Origin of the sequence: Paenibacillus sp. GCM10012306, assembly GCF_042649265.1 — a bacterium.
Taxonomy (GTDB): Bacteria; Bacillota; Bacilli; order Paenibacillales; family Paenibacillaceae; genus Paenibacillus_AQ.
This window is the reverse complement of the sequence record NZ_JBHRYW010000014.1, coordinates 37,762-56,783: the sequence shown is the minus strand read 5'-3', so window position 1 is coordinate 56,783 and position 19,022 is coordinate 37,762. Positions and strand designations below refer to the sequence as shown.

Below are 19,022 nucleotides of genomic sequence, written 5' to 3'. Positions count from 1 at the left end.
GTGAGGGAGGAGTCTGGCATATTGACAGATTCCTTTTCTTTTATCATAATAAGTACTACATTATAATTATTTTAAATAAGAACTGACGCTAATGCCGTCCGTCATAAGGAGGATATAGTCATGTATAAATCTATTATCGTGGGTACTGGACCTGCCGGATTGACTGCTGCAATTTACCTGGCCCGTGCCAACCTGAACCCATTGGTTATCGAAGGACCGCAACCGGGCGGACAATTAACTACAACTACTGAAGTAGAGAATTTCCCGGGGTTCCCGGAAGGAATTATGGGTCCAGAACTTATGGACAATATGCGCAAGCAGGCTGAACGCTTCGGTGCGGAATTCCGCACTGGCTGGGTGAACAGCGTGGAACTGGGCGAGCGTCCGTTCAAGCTGAATGTGGAAGGGCTGGGCGTTCTGGAGACAGATACCCTGATTCTGTCCACAGGTGCAACAGCTAAGTACCTCGGCATTCCTGGAGAACAGGATAATGTTGGACGGGGCGTTAGCACATGTGCTACTTGTGACGGATTCTTTTTCCGTGGCAAAGAGATCGTGGTTGTCGGCGGCGGCGATTCCGCGCTGGAGGAAGCAGGCTTCCTGACCCGTTTTGCCTCGAAAGTAACGCTGGTGCATCGCCGGAATGAACTGCGTGCCTCCAAAATCATGCAGGATCGTGTCCGCGCTAACTCTAAAGTAGAATGGGCATTGAACCGTAGTCCGCTGGAAGTGACCGCTGGCGACAACGGCGTGAACGGGCTGAAGGTTCTGAACAATGAGACCGGACAAGAAGAGATCATCGAAGCTAGCGGCGTGTTCGTGGCAATTGGCCACCACCCGAATACATCGTTCCTCGGCGGACAGATTACTACGGATAGCAACGGCTATATCGTGACCAACCCTGGTACTTCCGAAACAAACATCCCAGGCGTATTCGCTTGCGGCGATGTACAGGATACACGCTACAGACAAGCCATTACAGCAGCAGGCAGCGGTTGTATGGCAGCGATGGATGCTGAGAAATATATCGAAAGCCTGGAGCACAGCGCAGTAATTCTGTAACTTGGTACATTACGCACTGCGGTGCTACAATAGATGATGCTATATTTGGTATACAAGAGGGCTGACGCCCCATTTTGAACAGGAGGAGATCATACGATGGAAAACGTAATTGTGTACACATCCACCAACTGTCCGCATTGCCGTCAGGTAAAAAGCTTTCTCGGCGAGAAAGGTATTTCCTATGAGGAGCGCAACATCGAGCAAAACGATGATTATGCTCAGCAGGTCTGGGATATGGGGATGAGAGCTGTGCCTGTAACTGTGATTGGCGATTTCAAAATCGTAGGCATGAACAAGCTCCAATTTGACAAGGCCTTGGCAACTTTATAATAGACGGCCATTTGGCCGGAGAAAAAGCCGCTTCCGTTATGGAGGCGGCTTTTTTGCGGGCGATGAAACAGCAGGCGGTGGAGCAGACGCAGCGTGTTTCTTTTACCCTATTAAAAGTTAATGGGCTTCATTAGTTCTTCTTAGTTGTTAAACTAAAAACATAATCACTTGAAAAACCACGTATACGGCAACACCGCCGCCGATTAGCATGAATCCGGATTTTTTTCTGGACTGGAATAGGCGCAACACACCGAGACTGACTAAAGGCGCGATAATGAGCAGAAATAGCAGTACAGTGATGAACATTTGTGCCGAAATATCAGACGTATCCACATAGGTCATAGACGCTCTCTCCATTTCAGAAAAAAGGGTGATGGTGATAAATATCACACCGCGTACCCTTCATTATATAGGATTGACATTGTTTTTACTGCACCTGAGACCAAAATAAATAGGCGATTTTACGTCAATTTACATCTATGCGTTTCGTTCGGCTGCCAATCACGGATCTTGCTCGAAGAGATAGCAAGAGATCTCCTAAAGTGTTACACGAGTGTCTCCGAGAAAATGCATGACAGCGGCAAAAGCTGCGCCAATCATGGCTCCGCGGCTGCCCAGTTCGGAGAATACAATTTGTAGCTGCTGCTTGTGATAGGGCAGTGTTCGTTCCGCTACCACACGCTGCAACGGCTCGATCAGCCAGTCCCGGGCCACGGAGAGTGTCCCCCCGATGACAATCAGCTCCGGGTTGAAGCTGTTGATCACGTTGGTTAATCCAATGCCCAGCGCTTCGCCCATGACATTGAAATGACGCAGGGCATCTTCCTGGCCGCTCTCAGCGTACCGGACCAGTTCCGGCGTTGTCCGCGCCGGAAGGCGGAGATCAGGCTGATCATAGGTTTTCTCCGAAGCGTATAATTCCCAACAGCCGCGATTGCCGCAGCTGCAGGGCTGACCATCTGCCTCGATGGACATATGTCCGGTCTCACCGGCATAACCCCGTGCACCCTTGTACAGCTCGCCGCCGATAATAATCCCGGACCCGATCCCCGCACCAGCACTGATATAGAGGAGATGGCGGATATCTCGTGCCACACCAAAGTTCAGCTCCCCTTGGGCTCCGGCGTTGGCTTCATTGTCGATAGTGACCGGAACGTCAAACTCCTCCTCCAGCAAAGCCCGCAACTCAACCATTTCCCAGCCCAGGTTGGGTGCAAACAGGACAACGCCATTCTCATCGACCATACCAGGAACGCCGGCACCGATGCCGACGATTCCGTAAGGGGTGTCGGGTGCCTTGGCGATCAGGCTGGCGATCATGCCCTTCATCTCGCCAAGCACATGTGGCAGGCGGTGGTTGTCCAAGGGGGTATGGATCTCCTCAAGGATCCCTCCGCCCAGATCGCAGAGCACAGCCGTGATCTGCTTGACGCCCAGCTCAATACCGACAACGCTGCCGGCCATGCTGTTGAAGTGCAGGATCAGCGGCTTGCGGCCACCGCTGGAGATCCCTGGCCCGGCTTCCGTGACTAGCTGTTCGTTGCACAGCTCTGCTACCAGATTAGAAACGGTCGCTTTATTGAGTCCGGTCATTTCCGAGACCTTGGCCCGGGAGATGGGGGAATGCTTGCGAATGGTATGGAGCACAATCGATTTATTTATCTTTTTGACCAACGCCTGGTCACCGGTTACCTTCACGAATCACACTTCCTTCTTAAGAACGTTCCCACGAATAACATGCCATTTAGTCTAAAACGATAGTCGGCAAAATGCAACTTCCACCACGGACCCTAGGTTAGAGGAGTCAAGAAATGCAGTTCAAACAGTTAGCATAGGATGAGATAAACAGCAAAATAAAAACTTTGTTTAACCAATATACAAAGTCTAAAAGGTGTGTTAATATGATGCTGTAAACGCTTGCGAGCGAGCATAATTGATGAGGAGGATTACACAATGGCCTATTTTGAAACCGTGAATAAAATCGTTTATGAAGGAAGCCGTTCCACCAATCCATATGCATTCAAATTCTATAATCCCGAGGAAATCGTAGCCGGCAAAACGATGGAGGAGCACCTGCGCTTTGCTATGGCATACTGGCACACATTGACTGCTGGAGGTTCCGATCCGTTTGGCGCGGAGACCGCTGTGCGGAGCTGGGACAAATTGAACGGTCTGGACAAAGCGAAGGCACGGGTAGAGGCAGCATTTGAATTTTTGGAGAAAATGAATCTGCCGTACTTCTGCTTCCACGATGTGGACATCGCACCAGAAGGGGCTTCCCTGCGGGAATTCTATAGCAATCTGGATATCATTGTAGAACTGATCGACCAGGGTATGAAGTCTTCTGGTAAAAAGCTACTCTGGAACACAGCCAATATGTTCACCAATCCGCGTTATATGCACGGTGCAGGTTCCACCTGTAACGCAGATGTTTTTGCGCATGCGGCGGCCCAGGTGAAGAAGGGGCTGGAGATCGGCAAGCAGCTTGGCGCTGAGAACTATGTCTTCTGGGGCGGACGTGAAGGTTATGAGACGTTGCTGAATACAGACCTGGGTCTTGAATTGGATAATATCGCGCGTTTGTTTGGTTTGGCTGTGGATTATGCCAAGGAGATTGGCTTTGACGCCCAGTTCCTGATTGAGCCGAAGCCGAAGGAGCCTACCAAGCATCAATATGACTTCGATGCGGCGACAACGATTTCTTTCTTGCAAAAATACGGTCTCGATAAGCATTTCAAACTCAACCTGGAAGCGAACCACGCTACACTGGCTGGACATACCTTCGAGCATGAGCTGCGCGTAGCCCGTATCAATGGCATGTTGGGCTCGCTGGACGCCAACCAAGGCGATACCTTGCTGGGCTGGGATACCGATGAATTCCCGGTCAATATCTATGATGCTACATTGACTCTGTATGAAGTATTGAAAAATGGCGGCTTGGGCCGTGGCGGAATTAACTTTGACGCGAAGGTCCGCCGTCCTTCCTTCGAGCCTGAGGATTTGTTCTTGGCGCATATTGCCGGAATGGACACGTATGCCAAGGGTCTGAAGGTAGCCGCCAAGTTGATTGAAGACCGTGTATTCGATGACTTTATCGACAAGCGCTACAGCAGCTTCAAGGAAGGCGTCGGTGCTGATATCGTCTCCGGCAAAGCCACATTGGCTTCACTGGCTGAATACGCTTTGAACAATGAGAACCCGCGTCGCAACGAGTCGGGCCGTCAGGAACTGCTTAAGGCGACCCTGAACCAATACATTTTGGCTGAGTAGGAAGGGTTCGAACTCTAACGAGAGCTTTCTGGTAAAAGGCGAGCAACAGGCCGTACTGGCGAAATGTGAGTACCAACCCATACTGGCAAAAAGCGAGCACCAAACCATACTGTTAAAATGTGAGCATCAAGCCATACTGGCAAAACGAGAGTATCAAGCCATACTGGCGAAATGTGAGCACTAAGTCATACAGGAAAAAGGCGAGCACCAAGCCATATTGGCGAAATGTGAGCACCAAGCCAAACTGGCGAAATGTGAGCATCAAGCCATACTGGCGAAATGTGAGCATCAAGCCATACTGCCAAAGTGCGAGCACACAAGCCATATCGCAACGGAGGTTGCCGAAGGGGCATTCTTCGGCAACCTCTTTTTATACCGTATTTTGATAGAATAAACTTGCCTAATAGCAAACTAGGGGGATTATGATGAAATATGTAATCGGTGTCGACCTCGGGACCAGCGCGGTCAAGACCGTCCTGGTCAACCCGCAGGGAACGGTAGTTTGTGAGCATTCGGAAGCTTACCCGCTGAGCCGACCCCAACCTGGCTGGAGTGAGCAGAGTCCCGAGGATTGGGTACAGGGAACGTTTACTAGTCTACGCCGGTTAATGGAGAAATCGGAGATAGACCCTTTGGCGGTAGAGGGGCTTAGCTTCTCGGGACAAATGCATGGCCTGGTTCTGGTGGATGATGCAGGTCAGGTGCTACGTCCGGCTATTCTGTGGAATGATACTCGAACTACAGCTGAGTGTCGTAGGATTGAAGCAACGTTGGGCGCGCAGTTGACCGAGATTTCAAGAAACCGGGCGCTGGAGGGATTTACGTTGCCGAAGCTGCTCTGGGTGCAGAGCCATGAACCGGAGGTGATGTCCCGGGCTAGCCTGTTCTTGTTGCCGAAGGATTATGTGCGTTATCGGCTGACAGGAAATTATGCGATGGATTATTCGGATGCTGCCGGAACGCTGCTGCTGGATGTAGGTGCAAAAGAATGGAGTGCTGACATCGCTGGAGCCTTCGGTCTGCCGCTGTCACTCTGCCCTAAACTGGTCGAATCCTTTGAGCTGACCGGCACCTTGCTGCCCGAGAGCGCTTCAGCTTGTGGACTTCTGCCCTCGACGAAAGTATTTGCCGGGGGAGCGGACAATGCCTGCGGGGCACTAGGGGCAGGCATTTTGGGTGAGGGGAAGACCATGTGCAGCATCGGAACCTCCGGGGTGGTCCTCTCCTATGAGAGTAACAAGGATTTGAATTTGGAGGGGAAAGTACATTTCTTCAACCATGGGGAAAAGGATGCCTACTACATCATGGGGGTTACCCTTGCGGCGGGCCACAGCCTGACTTGGTTCAAAGAAACTTTTGCCGCAGACCAAAGCTTGGACGAATTGCTGCAAGGAGTAGCCTCCATACCGGCAGGAAGTGGGGGCCTGCTGTTCACACCTTACCTCGTAGGGGAACGGACCCCGCATCCCGATGCTACCATCCGCGGCAGCTTTATCGGTATGGATTCCGGTCATACGCTGGATCATTTTACGCGGGCAGTGCTTGAAGGTATCACCTTCTCGCTGCGCGAGTCCATCGAGATCGTCCGGGACTCTGGGAAGGCAATTACCGAGGTTATTGCTATTGGCGGCGGAGCGAAGAATGAGACATGGCTGCAAATGCAGGCAGACATCTTCGGCGCGGACATCGTGAAGCTGGAGAGCGAGCAAGGACCGGCGATGGGAGCAGCAATGCTGGCCGCTTACGGCAGCGGCTGGTTCGCTACACTTAGTGAATGTGCGGATGTCTTCATTCGCCGGGCGGAGGTGTACACGCCACAGCCACAGCAAGTCGAAACGTATGACGCGTTGTTCGGTCTTTATCAGGAAGTGTACGGGCAGACTCGCGAGCTGAACCGCAGCCTGGCTGCATACCGGCAATAATCGAGTCTAGCAAGTAAAATAAAGTCGGCTATAACAAAGGCCTACCAGTACTCTCCGGTTGACCTAATAAAACGAAGAGAATGTCCTAAGAGCCACAGGCGTAGGGACGTTCTCTTTTTGCATGATTCGCTCTAATGAGATGATGATGTGATTGATGGTTTGTGGGCGGTGATTGGTGAGTTGGTTGGTGATTGATGATTGATGATTTGTGGTTGATGGTTGATGGTTGATGGTTGATGGTTGATGGTTGATGGTTGATGGTTGATGGTTGATGGTTGGTGATTGGTGATTGGTGATTGGTGATTGGTGATTGATGGTTGGTGGTTGGTGGTTGGTGAGTTAATGATTAGTGTTGGTGGCTTGTGCGTCGTGACTGGTAAGTCATCACTAGTAGCTCGAAATCGGCAGTTCGGCAACTTAATTGAGCGTGAAATTACTACATCAGGTAAATAGGCTTATTAAGATACTATATATTCGCTAGTAAATCTTCTTTCAGGTTATATAGAACGCATTAAAATAACAAATAAAGCCTAGAAGTGAGTTCCCAAGTGTAATTAACGGCATTTTTGTACCTTAAATTATCAGTATTCAAGGTGATTTGGAAAATAAGTGCAATATTGTACATTAATTTTCCACAATAGCCCTCTCAGCGTACTTTTTGCAAAAATAAGGTACAGAAATGCTCTTATTCTCCCTATATACCTCAATTTCAGAAATATAAGGTACAAAAATGCTCTTAGTTGAGGAGGTAGGGCTATTTTCATTGGATGGAATGGCTCTTCGGCTCAACCTTGGCTTGAATTAGATGTAGGTTAGCACCTGGAGCGGACGCTCTGCGACCAAGCACCTGGGGATTCCGGTAATTTCTGTTGCACCAGGGACCTGGTGGTCTCTCGGGCGATGGTGAAATCCATGGGTTTGAGCGCAAATTCAACCTCCCCAAGATATCCCCTTGATCCTTTGATCTCCTGAGTTGATAATGAGAAGCAAGGGTTGCATAATCTTTTGTGTACATCGTGGAGATTGCAGTCGTGGAAACGGAGTTTCGGGCATTTAATATATAGTCAGGCTATTGAATTGCGTGCGTGCTCTATTTAAGATTAAAGATATACAAGTAATGAGGCGCGGGGGGCAGGAAAATAGTATGAGGAAGATTCGTATCACATTGGGAAAGGCTATTCTCGGCGGGATCATCATTGCTGCAGCTATACCTCCGGCGATTTATTGGGGCTGGGATTATGCCTACGCGGCTGACAAGCCCGCTGCGCTAGGTTCGATATCCCAAATGACCGAGAGACTAACGGGCGCAATGAACAATCGGAGAGAGACAATCACGTTTACTTACGAAGGCAAGACCTCTAATTTGAAAAATGGGATCCAAACTGCACTGGATCAGGCGATGGGCAGTGATCCTTACCTTTATTATATTGTGGATAGCTATGGCTTCACCTATCGGGGAAGCAGCCGCTCCGCTAATGTTACCGTACAGGTCAAATACCGGGAGACCCTGCAGCAGACCGCATACGTCAATAAACAGGTGGCAGCTGTGCTTAAAGATATCATCAAACCGGGAATGAACAATCATGAGAAGGTGAAGGCGATCCATGACTGGGTAGTACTGTATCTGAAATACGATACCTCTTACACCCGTTATACTGCCTATGAAGCGCTTCAGAGCCGTAATGCAGTCTGCCAGGGCTATTCGCTGTTGACCTACAAGCTGCTAAAAGGGGCCGGTATTCCGAACAAGATCGTGGAGGGAACCGCCAAACCAGAGGGAGGCTCGACCCTGTCGCATGCCTGGAACCTGGTCCAGCTTGATGGACACTGGTATCACCTAGATACCACTTGGGATGATCCGACACCCGACCAGGCAGGGGTAGCTAGCCACACCTATTATATGAGGACGGATGCGCAGATGCGCCGTGACCATACCTGGACGAAGCCTTATCCGGCAGCAACTAAGGGGTACCACAAGACACTTGCGGAGTTGGTTAGCCAAGGCGGGTCGAAAGTCGCTGTATACGAAAAGCTGCAGCAAGAGCTTCACTATGAACTGTATGATGAAGGACGAATCATCCGTTCGGTATCCGATCTGAAGGTGTTGGCTGAGAAGACTGTTGCTTCCGGGGAGCAATCGCTGTTGTTCCGCTACCGAGGCAGTGCCAAATCGCTGACAAACGATCTTCAGGTGCTGTATGCGCTGGGCTTGAGTAATCCTTCCTATTCCAGCAGCAAGTTCGATAATACCAGTGATCTTAGAGTGTATGTGGTTTGGAAGTAGCCTTGTATAAGAAATGGGCCGTCGCGGCATTGGTCACAGAATCATTTAGAGTGGACAGAGTCATGAAGAAGAGCAGGGTAATTCTAATGCTGTCCGCCATTGCTAAAAGAAAAGTGTACATGCATTAGCTGCAAAAAAAGGAAGAGGCGCTCGGGCCTCTTCCTTTTTAATATGTTCGTATTCTTTTATGTTCTTACTCCCTTGCGCTGCTTGAGTGAACGGTCGGGATCTATTTGGCCTCAGTGCTGAGGTCGCATTGATCCAGCGGCACGATGGAGCTCTTGCGGAACCAACGATAACCGATCCAGATCAGCAGGAACAACGGCAAGCTGATGTAGGAGACGAGAATGCCGTACCAGTCGATACGTTCACCTGTGAATGCGCCCATATTCTGACCCAGAATGGCGATCATGCACAGTACAAAGGCGAAGATTGGTCCAAATGGGAACCATTTTGCCCGATAGGGAAGCTCATCAAGTGAATGCCCCTGCGCGACAAAAGCGCGCCGGAAACGATAATGGCAGACAGCGATGCCGAGCCAGTTGATGAAGCCGCACATCCCGGAGGCGTTCAATAGCCAGTTATAGACGGCGCCGTCACCGAAAAAGGAAGCAAGAAAGGCCAGCATCCCAATGGCTGTAGTTACCAACAGGGCACCTACAGGTACACCGCGTCGATTAAGCTTACCCAGCGCACGCGGGGCCATGCCGTCCTTGGCCATGGCGTACAAGACGCGGGTGGAAGCATACATGCCTGAGTTCCCCGCCGATAGTACAGAGCTAAGGATGACGGCATTCATGACCGAAGCGGCAATGGCAAGGCCTGCCTTGTTGAAGACAATCGTGAACGGACTGACACCAATATCATCGATCCCGCCACGAAGAAGATCAGGATTCGTATACGGGATCAGCATTCCGATGACGAAGATGGCCAGAATATAGAAAATCAGGATGCGCCAGAATACTTGACGGATTGCAAGCGGCACATTGCGGCGTGGATTCTCACTCTCACCTGCGGCAACGCCGACAAGCTCAGTACCCTGAAAAGAGAATCCGGCTGCCATAAAGACCCCGACAAAGGCGAAGAATCCGCCATGGAAGGAGGTGCCTCCAAGCTGGAAGTTACTGAAGCCGACAACGGTTCCGTCACCGCCCATGATACCGAAGATCATGAGTACGCCTACAGCCAGAAAGACAACGACGGTAATGATTTTAATAATAGCGAACCAGTATTCTGATTCTCCGTAGCCCTTTGAAGACAGGAAATTCAGGCCGAACATCAGCAACAGGAATACCAAGCTCCATAGTACGGATGGGCTGTCCGGGAACCAGTATTTAATGATGACGGTGGCGGCGGACAGCTCTGCGGCGATCGTCACCGCCCAGTTGTACCAGAAATTCCAGCCGATGGCGAAACCGAAGGCAGGACTGATAAAACGAGTGCCGTATGTGCTGAAGGATCCGGAAGCTGGTAGGTACGTAGCCAGTTCACCCAGGCTAGTCATGAGAAAATAAACCATGATCCCAACAGCACTATAGGCGAGCAGCGCACCACCTGGACCTGAGGCGGCAATGGTGCCGCCGCTGGCGAGGAACAGCCCGGTTCCGATCGACCCGCCCAGTGCAATCATCGTGAGATGTCTGGCTTTGAATGATTTCTTCAGTTCGGTCGCAGGGCCGCTTCCGGTCGGTGAATGACTTGTTTCTTGCATGAAATGAACACTCCTTCTATTCGCATGTTTCTGTTCATGAACGGGGAGTGTGAAGGCCATGCACCGGATAACGGGGCATCTGCGTCAAATTATGAACGCAAAGAAACCGCAGACGGTCGCTGCGGCTTCTGGATAGACAGCTTCCGCATCATACTCCCTGAGAAGATAGCGCAACACAGTGCATTCCCCCATGACTATAGGAAAATGCTCCGTGACAGTTCCGTTCCTTTCGGAAACGGTCCCAGCCTGCGCCGCAGTGAGAGCGGCGGCACAGGCTTCGGCGGATAGTCCTTTCGGCGGCGTGTCATCGACGGCTCTTCAACGTCTCTACGCGCGTACTCTTCCTATCCGCGACCTCTACCTCATCCTAGGTATGATGAGGCTATCTTTACTACTTCATTCGTTTATAAACACAACAGCAATCAGTATAGATCATCTTCCAGCAGCGAGCAATGACAAAATACGGAAGTGTTGGCCTTATGTGCGGCGGCGCTCCGACATTTGTTGCCAGACCGTTCCGGCTGCTTCCTCGCCGGAAGCGATACGCTCCAGCGCCATGCGCGCTTGCAAGCCCACCTCAAACTCGGGGTCTTCTGCCGCAAGGGCCAGCGCATCCTGCGCTTCTGCGGTTCCGACCTCATAGAGGAACCGGGCAGCGCGCCAGCGGACCAGCTTGCTGCTGTCCGTCAGCGCCGCCGTCATGACAGGCGTGGCGGCAGGGTCACCGATGTCGGACAAGGTATCGCCCGCAGTACGCCGTACTGCAGGGGCGCTGTCCTTCATCGCTGCATAGAGCAGCTCCATTGCTTCTGGCGTGCGCAGGTCGCCTAAGTAGACTACCGCAAGCCGGCGAATATGCAGCTTGGGATCGTGCAGCGCCGCGCCCAGCTCCGGAAGCAGCTCTGGCGTTGGCGCTAGGGCTTCCAGCGCGGCGTAGCGGACGCGCCAGTCTTCATTCTTCAGGTCTTGCAGCAGTTCATCCCTGTCCTTGTCGGCCCGCTGCTCGACGAACTCGTCAGCAGTGCCGTGCGCGATGGCCTGCTGGATGAGGGAATTCAGGCGTTCCTGCGGGTACGCCGCCTCCAGTTCCTGCTCCACCTCGCGCGCGATATCGGCGGGCTCACCGTAGCGGACGCCGTAATCTGTGAGCTTGCGCTCCTTGATCATCACGGCGCTAGCCACTGCGGTGACCGCCTCGGTGAAGCGGGAGGACAAGCCAATGCGCTCTTCATTCGCGCCGGTCTTGACGCGGATTTGTATCGGAATGCCGCGGAACATTTGCACGAATACCTGGGCTTCCCCGAAGTGGGCCCCGGCATTCTCGTCGGTTAAACTCCAGTCGTCGGTCAAGCCTTCTCCGCCGCCGAAGCGGGATTGAACCTCCCGGAGAATGGCTGCCCAGTCGGCACTGCCCTTGCGCTCCAGCGCGGCAAAGTCTGCGGCATGATAGATGCTGGTTACACCGGGAATAGTCAGCATTTCCCGCGCCCAGGAAGGGGCGGAACGCTGGCTTTCCGGCGTATAGGTTCTGCGGATGCCCGCTTCGAGACTTTCGTCCAGATGAAGCTTCATCGTATTTGGACTTGGCGTCGGTTCAATAAAAGTAATCTTCATACGTAGCTCCCCCTCAAACGGATAGTGTCCTATTGACATTTTACATCATTTCTCCCGTTGAACACAAAGCGTATCAACCTTTCAGGGCAAGCTTAGTCTGTAGCAGGAATGGGTAAAATGAGTAGAATCAAGCTTGAACAGGAAAAGCCCGACAAGTGATCTTTCGAATAAAAGGGCGCACGCTTGTGCTGCAAACTGGATATTTTGCAAATATGTCTGTCAAAACCTATAGTTAATATATATTAGCTTGCCACGGAGTTTGCCCGGCAAACCTGTGAAGGAGAGAGAACCGCGATGGCTAAAAAAATTCGCTACAACAATATTGATAACGTCAGCACCGACAAAAAGCTTAAAGAATTTCGTCAATGGCGGGAAGAACGCCGTCGAAAGATCAAAGATTACTCTTATGTAGTGCCGAATGTTCCCCCTAGATTATCCTATCTGGCGGAGAACCGTCTGGAGACCACGATCACCTGGATTGGGCATTCTACCTTTTTGATTCAATATGAAGGCATGAACATTATTACCGATCCGATCTGGGCCCGGCGGCTTGGTTTTGAGAAACGGCTGGGAGAACCCGGCATGAGTCTGCAGGATGTGCCTCCGATCGATCTGATCCTCATCTCGCATTCCCATTATGATCATTTGCATATTGCTTCTATTCGCAAGCTCTACGGTGCAGGAACGACCATTGTTGTACCTGTCGGATTGAAGCGGAAGATGGTTCGCAAAGGTTTTCGCAGTTGTGTGGAAATGCAGTGGTGGCAGGAGCTCACCATTGGTAATATCAAGCTGTCCTTTGTGCCCACCCAGCACTGGACACGGCGCACTCCGTTTGACACGAATACTTCACATTGGGGAGGGTTCATTCTGGAACCGGCGCAGCCAGAGAAGCATCCTTCTGAAGGTGGCGTTAAGCGTGAACTGCCGCCCAATCTGTATTTTGCCGGGGACAGTGGTTATTTTCCAGGTTTCAAGGAGATTGGCAGGCGCTTCAAAATCCATATTGCCCTTATGCCGATTGGCGCTTATGAGCCGGAGTGGTTCATGACCTCACAGCATGTTAATCCCGAGGAAGCGATGCAGGCTTTTATTGATGTGGGTGCGGAAACGATGATTCCGATGCATTATGGCACCTTCCGGCTGGCTGATGATACGGCCAGAGAGGCTCTCGACCGGATGGAGGAAGCAAGAAAGGCGCATGGTATTTCGCAGGAACGAGTGCAGGTCCTCAGCCATGGAGAGACGCTTGTCGTGAAGCCGGAGGCCCGGACAGTGAAGCAATGAGCACGAAAGTGCATTTTTGGTGTAAACTTCCCGCTGGATACGCCACTTTGACGGGTTATTATAATGGTTTTTATGCTATAATGAGCCGGAAGCCTATGTGAAAAGGATGGTAATGCTTAATGATTAGTACAAGCGGCGTAACACTCCGCTACGGAAAACGCGCACTATTTGAAGATGTAAACATAAAATTCACTCCTGGTAACTGCTACGGCCTGATCGGCGCCAACGGGGCAGGTAAGTCTACCTTTCTGAAAATTCTGTCCGGCGAGATTGAAGCAAACACCGGGGATGTGCATATCACTCCCGGCGAGCGTCTGGCGGTTCTGAAGCAGAACCATTTCGAGTACGATGAATTCCCGGTACTTGAGACGGTAATCATGGGTCACACTCGCCTGTACGAGATTATGAAAGAGAAGGATGCTCTCTACGCGAAGTCCGATTTCTCGGAAGCTGACGGTCTGCGTGCCGGTGAGCTGGAAGGCGAATTCGCGGAGCTGAACGGCTGGGACGCTGAGCCGGATGCGGCAGCAATGCTGATCGGTCTGGGCATCATGCGTGAACTGCATGACAAGAACATGGCCGAACTTAGCGGCAATGAGAAGGTTCGCGTGCTCCTGGCGCAGGCCCTGTTCGGTCGTCCGAACAACCTGTTGCTCGATGAGCCTACCAACCACTTGGATCTCGAATCCATTGGCTGGCTGGAGAACTTCCTTATGGATTATGAAGGCACCGTAATCGTGGTATCTCACGACCGTCACTTCTTGAATAAGGTGTGTACGCATATCGCGGATATCGACTTTGGTAAAATCCAGATGTATGTCGGCAACTACGACTTCTGGTATGAGAGCAGTCAGTTGGCACAGACTTTGCAGCGTGATGCCAACAAGAAGAAGGAAGACAAGATCAAGGAGCTTCAAGCCTTTATTCAGCGCTTCTCGGCGAATGCCTCCAAGTCCAAGCAAGCGACATCCCGGAAGAAGCAACTGGAGAAGATTACACTGGATGACATTCGTCCTTCCAACCGTAAATATCCTTTCCTTAACTTCAAACCAGAGCGTGAAGCTGGCAAGCAACTGTTAACCATCAGCGGATTGTCTAAATCGCTTGACGGTGAGAAGCTGCTGGATGAGCTTAGCATTGTAGTTAACAAAGGCGACAAGATTGCTTTCGTAGGTCCGTATTCCCAACCAAAATCGCTGCTGTTCGATGTGATTATGGGCGAGAAGGAAACCGATGCCGGTGAATATACTTGGGGGGTTACCACCACTCAAGCTTATTTCCCGAAAGACAACTCCAACTATTTTGATGGTGTGGACATGAACCTTGTGGAATGGCTGCGCCAGTACTCCAAGGATCAGGATGAGACCTTCCTGCGCGGTTTCTTGGGCCGGATGCTATTCTCCGGAGAGGAAGCACTGAAGAAGGCGAGTGTGCTGTCCGGGGGAGAGAAGGTTCGCTGTATGTTGGCGAAAATGATGCTGAACGGGGCGAACGTGCTGGTCTTTGACGAGCCTACGAACCACTTGGATCTCGAATCCATTACAGCGCTGAACAACGGGCTGATCGACTTTGACGGCACGATCCTGTTCACTTCGCATGACCATCAGTTCATTCAGACGATTGCTAACCGGATCATTGAGATCACACCGGCTGGCGTTATCGATCGTACCATGAGTTATGACGAGTATCTGGAGAGCGATGAGATCAAGGACCTGCGTAAGCGTATGTATCCTGTAGAAGTTTAATATCATATTGCTGTTCCCCGCCCCAGCGGGGAGTGCTCAAGACGAGGTAGCCTGATCAAATCCCGAGGGATTGAACAGGCTGCCTTTTTTTGAATTTCGGGAAGCAGCAAAAACGGCTGCATGCTCCCAGAAGAGAGTACGCAGCCGTTTGGCTGTAACCTATGTACCTGCCCCTTGAATCAGGCCGAGCATTGACATTGCCCGTGAATCTGATAGGGGATCAGGAGCCCCTAGGACCCGCCAGTGCGACGGCGCTGATTGTTGGGCTTTTTGTTGTTCTGGCTTTTTAAGGGTTTGGCCGAACCTGCCTGGAATGAAGATCCCGGCTTGGCGGAAGATTGCTGCTTCTTCTGCTCAAGTTTTTTGCGGATCGCATCGGCAAGATTGATTTTTCCTTTTTCGGTGTTTTCGCTCATAGTGCTAACCTCCTTGGGAGCAAGTCCTTCACTTTATTTTAATGGTTTTTAAATGCTGCTACAAGGGCGAGAATAGTTGAAGGAATTCTCTACGTACGTTGATGGAGCAGCAGGGGGCGGCAGATATCTGCGGGATATTTATGACGATATACGTCAGGGTAACATGGGGCCTCGCTCAGCATTACAACCCATCTTATTCTGCCGACTATTGAACACATTCTGGACTAGTGGCTCATTGAGGAGCGCATGTACAACCTGCGTAATATTATCCATAGGAAGGTCACTTGGAACCTTAAGCCTAGGTAAGAATCAGCTTTACCTAATACATTCCATCTTCCACCAAATCCAAGGAGAAATCGCGACTATAGACCTGTATCTTACCATAAAGTGGCATACTTATTTATGAAATTTGGGGCATGTTCTAAATCCCGGTCAAGCCTATAATGAGGGCAGAAAGCAACAAATGTAGCGCGCACACTTGTTGGTTCTTATTTTAATGAACCGGAGGAACGGAATGATCAAGTCACACAAACAGCTTACATCTACATTATTGGTTTCTGCTGCACTTGCGTTGACGCTTGGGGTTGTTAGCCCTCAGCAGGTGTCCGCCCAATCCGAATCGCTAAATTCATCAATGGTTGTGGCTGCTGCCGGACAGTCCGCCAAAATTGAATCCAGTGTTCGTCTGCGTACCGCCCCATCTGTAAACAGCAATGTGCTGAAGTATTTGCAGAAGGGTGAAATCGTCTCGATTTTGGAAGTGACGAACAGTTATTTCTATAAAGTACAGTCTGCTACTGGTGAGGTCGGGTATGTCAGTTCGGGGAGTCAGTATATCTCTTTGACCAGCGCTGGCAGTGCTGGGGCTAAGCCTGCACCAACCCCTGCACCAACTCCAGCTCCCGTTGTTCCCAATCCGAGCAACGCAGTAGAACGGGTAATCAGTGCGGGCATGGGATATTTGGGCACGCCATACGAGTTCGGCTCCAGCCGCAATAATACAGATACCTTCGATTGCTCTGATTTTATCCGCCAGATTTTCATGGATGCAGGTGTTGTGAAGCTGCCCGCAGATTCTCGTCAGCAAGGGGATTGGGTGAAGCAGAACAGTACTGTTGTTAAGAATATCTCTGGTTTAAAACGCGGAGATCTGATGTTCTTTATGAGTTACCGCGGCAATTCCGCATCGGCCTACGCCGGTGTCAACAAGTTGACTGAAAAAATCACACATGTTGCCATCTACTTGGGCGACAACAAAGTACTGCACACTTACTCCGTTGCTTCCGGCGGGGTTAGAGTGGATAATTTAAGCGCTTCTTGGATGAACCGTTTCCTGTACGGAGGATCGGTCATCCGCTGATATAGATAAGTCGATCAAGGCACAGAAGCGGCAGCAAGCAGCAAGAGTATGTGACGGGTGAACGCAAAGCGGGTACAAGGAAGAGGCTATTCCTTCAGTAGAAGTTCTACTGTGGGGATAGCCTCTTCTTTTCATATAGGAAATTCAATAAAGTATAGGGTTCGCTTTGATTTTGCCGAGACTATTCATGCTTCTGGAATAAAAACCATGGACAGCCACCATTTGCTGGGGCTATGGTAGAGTTATGGTATAAATACATACGCTGAAGCAAGGATGTTAATCCAGACTTTGCCCAGCCAGGTATTGGTTTGGAGATTTTTTATTATCGCTGATTGTTGCTATTCAAGTAAACCCAAAGGAGGCCGGTTGAATCAAACGCTTAGGAATAGCGGGTGGTTACATTGATCTTCCTCTGCGTCCGGTAAAGAGCGAGATGACGAAGAGAACAAGAAAGATATAGAACAGGACTTTGGCGATGCCTGCTGCTGCGGCTACCAGATTGAAGAAACCGAAGATTCCGGAAATCAAGGCAATTACTAGCAGGATTACAGACCATTTTAGCATGATGACTTCACCCTTTCGTTGTGTCGATAGTCATTGTATAAACAGTGAGGTAGGCCATTGAAACAAAGGGCTTGTGAATAGTCTTTTGGACGCTTGACATGTTGTTTCGGCTTTTTGGGGAAGGGGTAACTATGCAGTATTAAGGCAGGTTAGCCATCATTCATTTATGATTTTGGAAGGGGTTTTTGGATATGATTATTGAACTTAGCGTAGCCCTTGTGGCTGTCGCATTCGCTGTACTTGTCTTCTTTTTAATCAAAACCTTGCGTTCGGCCAAGGATTCTCTCGATAATGTCAGCCAGACGCTGCAGGAGGTCCAAAAGACCATTGATGAGCTTACGTATGAAGTGAAAACCACAGTCCGGCACGCGAATGATATTACTGTAGATGTACAGAATCAGCTTCAGAAGATCGATCCTATTATGGATTCGGTGAAGAATCTGGGAGAGGTCATGAATGAACTGACGCTAACCGCAAAGCAAGTATCTGTGACCGTCATTGAGAAATACCGTAAATCTCGTGAGTTGAAGGAAAAGAGTAAGGCAGTATCCATTGATTCTATTCCGTTAACCTCATCTGAGGAGCGTACGGTGAAGTCTAATGAGGACACCAATGCTAAAAAAGAAGGGGGCAAAGTCTCCGCCGTCCTGAAGGGTGTGGATGTGGCCGCGACTCTCTGGAAGAAGTTCCGACCTTAGGTACGACGTAAAGGGCAAGACGGAAACGGATCAGAGAGGTGGAACAACAAGATGAATATGATCATTCTATTGCTTAGTCTCCTTTCTCCGATGTTGGATGCGGGTCCGCAGAAGCCGGACTCCGCAGCTGCCTTGGCGCCGCAGGCGCAGGTGATTTCGTCGCTACTATATGCTGCCCGTCCTACAACTTACCTGGACAGCTTTGATTCCTTGGCAGGTGTTTCTTTGGATGCTACAGCGGAAGAACTGCTGCAGATCAAGGGGACACCGCTTCACATTGCACAAGATCCTTGGCCTGACTGTCTGGAGTATCAATATGCAGACATGTCAGCAGGAGTGTATGAGGGAAAAGTGGTCTATGTTCACGTTGCCCCCGAACAAGCGCGGCTATATGGTCTGCTAATTAACGGGGTGAAGATTGAGCCGGAGAAGGATGTTTTACATGAGTTGCTGGGAGCCCCGTATTTTTTGGCTGAGGATGGCGACGTATATATGAGGGGACATGTAGCGCTCAAGATTTATCGTAATCCGGCTACCGGAACGTGGGATGGCATTGACTTGTTCGATGGCAATTCTTCCTAACCGTTTCAATAGGGGGGGATTGCGGTTAATGAAGGTTCAGTTGTCTTTTTGTTACAGTGACCCTTTGTATAAGGAGTGTCCAATAACGTAACCTCCAGAACCACTAGGTGTAGTGGGGCTGGAGGTTACTTTGTTGAATTCCGAAGGCAGACCTACTTCCTAGTATAATAAGGTTGT

The 19,022-nt window shown here is 50.5% G+C and carries 17 protein-coding genes and 1 riboswitch; of the genes, 11 read left to right on the top strand and 6 right to left on the bottom strand.

Annotation, left to right across the window (positions count from 1 at the left end; translation table 11 throughout):
- The first annotated feature begins 120 nt into the window (after nt 1-120).
- From trxB to ACFORK_RS24645, 3 genes are all read left to right on the top strand, one after another.
- Nucleotides 121-1,062 carry a thioredoxin-disulfide reductase gene (trxB, locus tag ACFORK_RS24655; protein WP_379204099.1) on the top strand — a complete coding sequence of 314 codons (942 nt, stop codon included), beginning with the start codon at nt 121-123 and terminating at the stop codon, nt 1,060-1,062.
- Between the two features lie 96 nt (nt 1,063-1,158).
- Complete coding sequence (locus ACFORK_RS24650; protein ID WP_379204097.1) at nt 1,159-1,392, top strand: glutaredoxin family protein; 234 nt, start codon at nt 1,159-1,161, stop codon at nt 1,390-1,392.
- A gap of 11 nt (nt 1,393-1,403) precedes the next feature.
- On the top strand, nt 1,404-1,526 hold the full coding sequence (locus ACFORK_RS24645; RefSeq protein WP_379204095.1) for a hypothetical protein: 123 nt from the start codon (nt 1,404-1,406) through the stop codon (nt 1,524-1,526).
- 13 nt (nt 1,527-1,539) lie between these two features.
- Here the strand turns inward: ACFORK_RS24645 and ACFORK_RS24640 are convergent, their stop codons facing one another.
- Both ACFORK_RS24640 and ACFORK_RS24635 read right to left on the bottom strand, forming a co-directional pair.
- On the bottom strand, nt 1,540-1,734 hold the full coding sequence (locus ACFORK_RS24640) for a hypothetical protein (RefSeq protein WP_379204093.1): 195 nt from the start codon (nt 1,732-1,734) through the stop codon (nt 1,540-1,542).
- Between the two features lie 195 nt (nt 1,735-1,929).
- Nucleotides 1,930-3,090, bottom strand: a complete 1,161-nt coding sequence (locus ACFORK_RS24635) for an ROK family protein (RefSeq protein ID WP_379204091.1) — start codon at nt 3,088-3,090, stop codon at nt 1,930-1,932.
- A 255-nt stretch (nt 3,091-3,345) separates the two neighbouring features.
- On the opposite strand from ACFORK_RS24635, the gene xylA reads away from it, so the two are divergent.
- From xylA to ACFORK_RS24620, 3 genes are all read left to right on the top strand, one after another.
- Nucleotides 3,346-4,662 (top strand): xylose isomerase, encoded by a 1,317-nt coding sequence (gene xylA, locus ACFORK_RS24630; protein ID WP_379204089.1) that lies wholly within the window; start codon nt 3,346-3,348, stop codon nt 4,660-4,662.
- 425 nt (nt 4,663-5,087) lie between these two features.
- Nucleotides 5,088-6,584, top strand: a complete 1,497-nt coding sequence (gene xylB / locus ACFORK_RS24625) for a xylulokinase (RefSeq protein ID WP_379204087.1) — start codon at nt 5,088-5,090, stop codon at nt 6,582-6,584.
- Nucleotides 6,585-7,728: 1,144 nt separating this feature from the next.
- Nucleotides 7,729-8,868, top strand: coding sequence for a transglutaminase domain-containing protein (locus tag ACFORK_RS24620; protein WP_379204084.1), 1,140 nt, complete (start codon nt 7,729-7,731; stop codon nt 8,866-8,868).
- 229 nt (nt 8,869-9,097) lie between these two features.
- Here ACFORK_RS24620 and ACFORK_RS24615 read toward each other — a convergent pair whose 3' ends face one another.
- Nucleotides 9,098-10,579, bottom strand: coding sequence for an amino acid permease (locus ACFORK_RS24615; protein WP_379204082.1), 1,482 nt, complete (start codon nt 10,577-10,579; stop codon nt 9,098-9,100).
- Nucleotides 10,580-10,737: 158 nt separating this feature from the next.
- Nucleotides 10,738-10,947, bottom strand: a riboswitch (Lysine riboswitch).
- A 109-nt stretch (nt 10,948-11,056) separates the two neighbouring features.
- A complete protein-coding gene (locus tag ACFORK_RS24610; protein WP_379204080.1) occupies nt 11,057-12,193 on the bottom strand; it encodes a virulence factor in 1,137 nt (378 codons plus the stop codon).
- Between the two features lie 294 nt (nt 12,194-12,487).
- On the opposite strand from ACFORK_RS24610, the gene ACFORK_RS24605 reads away from it, so the two are divergent.
- Together ACFORK_RS24605 and ACFORK_RS24600 are read left to right on the top strand one after the other, a co-directional pair.
- Entirely contained in the window at nt 12,488-13,480 is a 993-nt protein-coding gene (locus ACFORK_RS24605) for an MBL fold metallo-hydrolase (protein ID WP_379204078.1), read from the top strand.
- A gap of 119 nt (nt 13,481-13,599) precedes the next feature.
- Complete coding sequence (locus ACFORK_RS24600) at nt 13,600-15,225, top strand: ABC-F family ATP-binding cassette domain-containing protein (protein WP_379204076.1); 1,626 nt, start codon at nt 13,600-13,602, stop codon at nt 15,223-15,225.
- 230 nt (nt 15,226-15,455) lie between these two features.
- Here ACFORK_RS24600 and ACFORK_RS24595 read toward each other — a convergent pair whose 3' ends face one another.
- Nucleotides 15,456-15,641 (bottom strand): hypothetical protein, encoded by a 186-nt coding sequence (locus tag ACFORK_RS24595; protein ID WP_175371737.1) that lies wholly within the window; start codon nt 15,639-15,641, stop codon nt 15,456-15,458.
- Between the two features lie 514 nt (nt 15,642-16,155).
- Between ACFORK_RS24595 and ACFORK_RS24590 the strand changes: the two genes are divergently transcribed.
- Nucleotides 16,156-17,001 (top strand): C40 family peptidase, encoded by an 846-nt coding sequence (locus ACFORK_RS24590; RefSeq protein ID WP_379204074.1) that lies wholly within the window; start codon nt 16,156-16,158, stop codon nt 16,999-17,001.
- A gap of 396 nt (nt 17,002-17,397) precedes the next feature.
- Here ACFORK_RS24590 and ACFORK_RS24585 read toward each other — a convergent pair whose 3' ends face one another.
- The gene (locus ACFORK_RS24585) at nt 17,398-17,565 is read right to left on the bottom strand and encodes a DUF1328 domain-containing protein (RefSeq protein ID WP_379204072.1); all 168 of its coding nucleotides are present in this window, start codon (nt 17,563-17,565) and stop codon (nt 17,398-17,400) included.
- A 191-nt stretch (nt 17,566-17,756) separates the two neighbouring features.
- Between ACFORK_RS24585 and ACFORK_RS24580 the strand changes: the two genes are divergently transcribed.
- Nucleotides 17,757-18,263 carry a DUF948 domain-containing protein gene (locus tag ACFORK_RS24580; protein WP_379204070.1) on the top strand — a complete coding sequence of 169 codons (507 nt, stop codon included), beginning with the start codon at nt 17,757-17,759 and terminating at the stop codon, nt 18,261-18,263.
- A 51-nt stretch (nt 18,264-18,314) separates the two neighbouring features.
- Nucleotides 18,315-18,845, top strand: a complete 531-nt coding sequence (locus ACFORK_RS24575; protein WP_379204068.1) for a hypothetical protein — start codon at nt 18,315-18,317, stop codon at nt 18,843-18,845.
- The last annotated feature ends 177 nt before the right edge of the window (nt 18,846-19,022 follow it).

Bases quoted from the DNA above. Each gene is read 5' to 3' on its own strand.
- ACFORK_RS24610 (WP_379204080.1), bottom strand. From the start codon at position 12,193: ATGAAGATTACTTTTATTGAACCGACGCCAAGTCCAAATACGATGAAG.
- ACFORK_RS24650 (WP_379204097.1), top strand. From the start codon at position 1,159: ATGGAAAACGTAATTGTGTACACATCCACCAACTGTCCGCATTGCCGT.
- ACFORK_RS24590 (WP_379204074.1), top strand. From the start codon at position 16,156: ATGATCAAGTCACACAAACAGCTTACATCTACATTATTGGTTTCTGCT.
- xylB (WP_379204087.1), top strand. From the start codon at position 5,088: ATGAAATATGTAATCGGTGTCGACCTCGGGACCAGCGCGGTCAAGACC.
- ACFORK_RS24640 (WP_379204093.1), bottom strand. From the start codon at position 1,734: ATGACCTATGTGGATACGTCTGATATTTCGGCACAAATGTTCATCACT.
- ACFORK_RS24615 (WP_379204082.1), bottom strand. From the start codon at position 10,579: ATGCAAGAAACAAGTCATTCACCGACCGGAAGCGGCCCTGCGACCGAA.
- ACFORK_RS24580 (WP_379204070.1), top strand. From the start codon at position 17,757: ATGATTATTGAACTTAGCGTAGCCCTTGTGGCTGTCGCATTCGCTGTA.
- ACFORK_RS24605 (WP_379204078.1), top strand. From the start codon at position 12,488: ATGGCTAAAAAAATTCGCTACAACAATATTGATAACGTCAGCACCGAC.
- ACFORK_RS24600 (WP_379204076.1), top strand. From the start codon at position 13,600: ATGATTAGTACAAGCGGCGTAACACTCCGCTACGGAAAACGCGCACTA.
- ACFORK_RS24585 (WP_379204072.1), bottom strand. From the start codon at position 17,565: ATGCTAAAATGGTCTGTAATCCTGCTAGTAATTGCCTTGATTTCCGGA.
- xylA (WP_379204089.1), top strand. From the start codon at position 3,346: ATGGCCTATTTTGAAACCGTGAATAAAATCGTTTATGAAGGAAGCCGT.
- ACFORK_RS24595 (WP_175371737.1), bottom strand. From the start codon at position 15,641: ATGAGCGAAAACACCGAAAAAGGAAAAATCAATCTTGCCGATGCGATC.
- trxB (WP_379204099.1), top strand. From the start codon at position 121: ATGTATAAATCTATTATCGTGGGTACTGGACCTGCCGGATTGACTGCT.
- ACFORK_RS24575 (WP_379204068.1), top strand. From the start codon at position 18,315: ATGAATATGATCATTCTATTGCTTAGTCTCCTTTCTCCGATGTTGGAT.
- ACFORK_RS24620 (WP_379204084.1), top strand. From the start codon at position 7,729: ATGAGGAAGATTCGTATCACATTGGGAAAGGCTATTCTCGGCGGGATC.